We start from the raw sequence: 5,028 nt of genomic DNA, 5'->3' as shown, positions 1-5,028 counted from the left end.
GAATAGCAGATAAGTATGATGTGCACATAGCGCAGAAGATGAGTGGTAATGTATCTATCAGGGAGATATTTAGATACACTCAGCCTTCGGAAGATGAAGTGCATAATTACTCTGAGATGTTGTTTGGAAAAAGTTAATATTATTTGTATAATTTAGAAACATTACCTTAAAGAAAAAATCTATACAAAAAACTATATATAAAACTATAGGTTAGCTTCAAATATATAATTAAAGGTAAAGAATAAGCTTTTATTATTAGTAAAAGAGTGGTTGCTTGTTTTCAAGCTATAAAACATTGCTTAAAATTATATGTTTAATTACTTTTTACGAAAATGAAAGCAGCTGATTTATCAAAAGATCCAAGTTCTTTAACTCAAGAATGCAGTAAAATAAAAAAATTACATGAGAATGATAAGAATAAAGCAGTAAAGCATTTTGTTGGTGAAAGTCAAGCAGAAGACCAAAGAAATTATAATGTATGGTATTCCACAAATACTATATTATATCTAACTCATATAGAAGAGAGAAAAACAGAAATACTTAAATACATATTTTCTGATATCACTTCTGTTGATAATTTTAAATTAGAATTTACCCAGCTTAATATACTTAGAAATGATTTAGGAAAACCAGCTTATTTTATTGCAAGAGAACCTGGTGTAGGTCAAAATCACTATATATTTGGAATTTTAAATAAAAATAAGCTACTGATAATTAATCCTATTGGTGCTACTAGACATACAGACTTTTACGATATCTTACTAGATATAACTAACACTCTACAGTTAGAGGTTTATCTTTCTAATACTATTATTCAAAAAGATAAAGAAGGTTTAATATCCTGCGGACCTATATGTTTAGAACTTATGAGATACATATATTCCTTACCACTTGAGAAAGTATCTGAATGCTTATTAAGCGATTTAGGATTAGAGGAGAAGAAAGGCCTTCAATATAGGGGTATTGATATATCAAAAACATTACTATTACCAAAAACATTAAGAGATTTGTTAAGTAAAGATGTAGAGCAGTATAGAGAGGGAATTACTACTATAAGACAACAGCACTTTGACATACTAATAAACCATCCGAGGTTAAAAAATTTAAGTATAGTAGATCAAAATACATTACTGGAAAAGTGCCTTGAAGAAGATTTAGAAGTTTTAATTAATATATTATGTTTAGGGGATAAGGAAGGTAATAAAATCTCTTTAGAAAAACTTATTTTATCAAAAAGATATAAAAGGTTAGAAGAAAAAAAGATAGAACAGAAACAAAAGCAAATTACAAGAAATGAAGCACTTGAAAAGCGAGAAATTTTATCTCTAAGTGGAGATAGTGAAGAGTATTTTAGCGGTAATGAGAAGGAGGAAGAATCTGATTATGGCTCTGAAAGAGAGGAGGAAGAAGCTTCAACAGCAAGTATATCAAGTATTCCTGATGAAGAGGTATCAGATCAACTTACTACTATACAATCACAAACAGCTCAGAGGGTAGCCGACGAAGATGAAAAACGAATACTAAAAGATGATAAATATATAAAGGGAGGCCCTTTAGAGGCTAAAAGTATAAGCAGTACAGAATTACAGCCGCTAAGGAGAAATTATACAGAAAACGATGTAAATCTAGATGCTCTCTATGATGAATCAATGATGGTAAAGGTTTGGGATAGTTACATAGAAAAGAAAGGATTAAGTTATTTTTGTGGGAAAAGTACTCATGGTGTCCAAGATGGAATGGTAAATAGCTTATTTGTAAATTTATGGTCTATGAGCCTTGTCCGTAATGCAGGAATTTTAATTAATAAAAATAATAGTTCTTTATATAAAGCGCCTGGAAGCGAGCAATATTCAATTTCATTTTGTAGTAGTGTAGATCATATTTCTCAAGATAATAAAGTTGGCAAATATAATGCTATAACAGACAATATGAAATTAGCCTTAGAGCAAATCGAAGAATGGAATAAAGACAACTCTAAAGAAAAAATTCGAAAACATATTATACAGCTTCCTTATCATATTACCCCTAATCACTGGTGTTTGGGCACATTAAAGTTGGAATTTGATGAAAAAGGAATACTTATAAATGCTTTAGTTATGATATATAATCCTGCACCTGCTCATGGTGGTACAAAGGTTAATAAGAGTGCAAGAGAGGGATTTGAAAAAATTTCGAGAGAAGTTTTTGATTCAAATATTTTAACCGTTATTAATAAAGATAATTACTACTCACAACAACAGAATGATAGTACTTCATGTGGGGTTATCAGCGCAGAGAATGGTAAAGGAATTATTGATGGTAATATAGCTGAAAAGATTTCCCAACTTTATTTAGCTGGGGCGAAAACAATAAGGTTACAACATTTGAATGAAGTAAATAATGAGATTTTTAAATTAAGACAGTGGGAAAATAGAGCTTATACAGAAAAAGAGACCATATTACATAATAATTATGAAGAAATCAAAAAATACTTTCTAGCTGTAATAGAGCAAGTTGAAGAAATTAAAAGAAATGACTTAATCATCCAAATGGAGAATAGCATAAAAGAAAATTCTTCACTTGAAGCGAAATTACTAGAGTTCATAAGAAATAATGACGATATTGTTGAGAAATTTAAAAAGATAATCCTACCTACGTTTCAAGTTAGCTTGTTTGATGTACTTTTTAAAATAGAAGGAAATGAGTTAAAGTTACAAGTAGAAATGGATAATACCTTAGACAATATTATTAAAGAATATATAGAAGGGTTAAGACTGCAACTTCCTGAGAATAGCAGGATAAATAAGCAAAGCGATATTGAAGTTGGTGCTAAAATAACAGAACGAGGAGTGGAGCTATTAGGAAAAGACATATTTGAAACAGAAATTAGTCAAAAAAGTTTAATTAGAAGTTCTGAAAGACATCCTCCAATACAAGAAATAAGTTATAGAAGTTTTGTTAGGGATAATAATGGAGATAAGAAAAAGGAATCTAAACTTATAAGTTTTATAGACAATCTTTTTGAAAGGGAATTTGAGAGAATTATAAATAACTATGGCGAGAATTCATCTAAGCATTGTAAAGATATTCTAAAAAAAATATTAAAGATAAATACTGCATACTATAGTTCAACTCCTATAGATTTTAACCTAGATAAATTTAATAATCATCTTCAAAAGAGCAAAATCTTAATTAACTCTTTATTAAAAAAGAATATTAGAAACACCAAGTTAAGTGCGAAAAATGAATTATTAAGCGTTATTTTTTTAAGCTTAGGCTTAAGTGCTAAGTTAGTAAATGACTATACATCTTCAATTAATAATCCATGCATAGCTGAATTGAAAATCATTTTCTCAAAATATTATGACCTTATTAAGTTAAGCAATTATATAATAAATAGCGAAGATAATGAACATTTATTTGAAAACACTCAAGTTGAGGGTATAGAAAATGAGATATTAGAAGAACCGGAAGATTTTTCTAAGTTTAGCACTCATAATCCTATGTATACCACAAATGCGCAAGGTGTCACATATATGCCTGAATATAAATCACCTGATTTTGATTTAAGGCATATATATCAACACTATAACCAAATATTCGAAATATTAAATCAACTAATAAATATATTTGGCTATGAATTTATTAGTATTACTTCAAAGATAGAAGATACTGAGAATTGCTTACAGGATATTAAAGATGCGAAATTCAAATGTTTTGTGGAGTGGCATTTAGATTATTTTTACTTAGGTAAATTATATAGTAGTTTAGAATCCATCCCAACATTAAGTGACAAAGATTTCTGGGATAAAAAACAAGAATATTATGGTACTTTACATGGGACTTTCTCATTAGGCTATCAAATTATAAACAGTAAGCTCTCAGATAGAATTAAAAAGGCTCTAGAAAATAATGCTTTTTACCGGGTTTTTAAAGAATACAGCAGACAAGGGTTTCATCATGAGCTTCTTTTACAAACGGCGGCTTTTGATGAAATAACAGAAAAGGTAAGTCATATAAATATTATGCCTGTTACATTTGATAGCAGGGTTATGAACCATTATCTTTCAAGAATCAATATAGAATTACTTATTAATTTAAAAAAATTAGAAATTGAGTTAATACCTGAAGGTGTGAGAAAGCTCACAAATATAATAAATTCATTTAAACAATTTAATTATATAAAGTCAGCTCCCGATTCATTAACAGAGCAAGCCGGTACACAATATAATTTACTATTTGATTATCATAATTCCCAGAAAGATAAGTTAGAAGATAATGAGAGTTATATATTATTACTTAGACATTTAAGAACAAAGATAGATGAGATATATAAAAGATTGCCCGAAAACCTTTTTGAAACTTCAGAGATTACTTTATATTTAGAATTCTATTTATCATGTTTTTATGAAGTTATACAAGTATTATTAGACAATTTAGAACAAGAAGCCTACTTAAATGAGGAATATAAAGATCATTTAAAAATAATATATTCAGCTATAGAGTACTATATAGAAAACGAGTACTTAGTATTATATAACTATGAGCGACTTATTGATAAACTAATGTCAGCATTTAACTCAATAGAATTTGTTTTCAGAAATAACGCTCCTGAAAAAGCATTAGATAAGGTCTCAGAAATAGATAGTTTTTACCATATTAAGCTACAAGAGTATTATCCCCCTTTTAAAAAAGGGTTAGAGTGGTCTATACCTAACTTAGCAGTATTAATTGGCAAAAATGGAATTGGGAAAACACGCCTATTAAATTATATAGCTAACTCTTATAGCACTCAACTAAATATTAATGCAAATCACTTACAAAGTATTGAGCAGTCTTTTAACTCTGCACTAAGTGATGTAAATAAATTAGAGGGCATGAGCACTGAAGAAATATGCTTGCATATAACTAATTCAGGTGCTTTCCCACGTATTCATATGTTTCCTATAATTGCTTTTCTATATATAGAATTTAGATATCCAGACAAAAATTCTGGTTGTGTTGCAAAGAATAGAAATTGGAGATAGATGTTGGTAGAAGCAAATAACT

General features: G+C 28.8%; 1 protein-coding gene. It reads left to right on the top strand.

Annotation, left to right across the window (positions count from 1 at the left end; genetic code table 11):
- Positions 1 to 332 precede the first annotated feature (332 nt).
- Positions 333 to 5,006 carry a hypothetical protein gene (locus NF27_RS05375; RefSeq protein ID WP_039456737.1) on the top strand — a complete coding sequence of 1,558 codons (4,674 nt, stop codon included), beginning with the start codon at positions 333 to 335 and terminating at the stop codon, positions 5,004 to 5,006.
- Positions 5,007 to 5,028 lie beyond the last annotated feature (22 nt).

Origin of the sequence: Candidatus Jidaibacter acanthamoeba (assembly GCF_000815465.1) — a bacterium.
GTDB classification, from domain to species: domain Bacteria; phylum Pseudomonadota; class Alphaproteobacteria; order Rickettsiales; family Midichloriaceae; genus Jidaibacter; species Jidaibacter acanthamoebae.
Note: the sequence above shows the minus strand (reverse complement) of the source record. Positions and strands in the feature narration are given on the sequence as shown.

Excerpts from the sequence above, each read along its gene's own strand:
- NF27_RS05375 (WP_039456737.1), top strand. The coding sequence starts at position 333 with ATGAAAGCAGCTGATTTATCAAAAGATCCAAGTTCTTTAACTCAAGAA.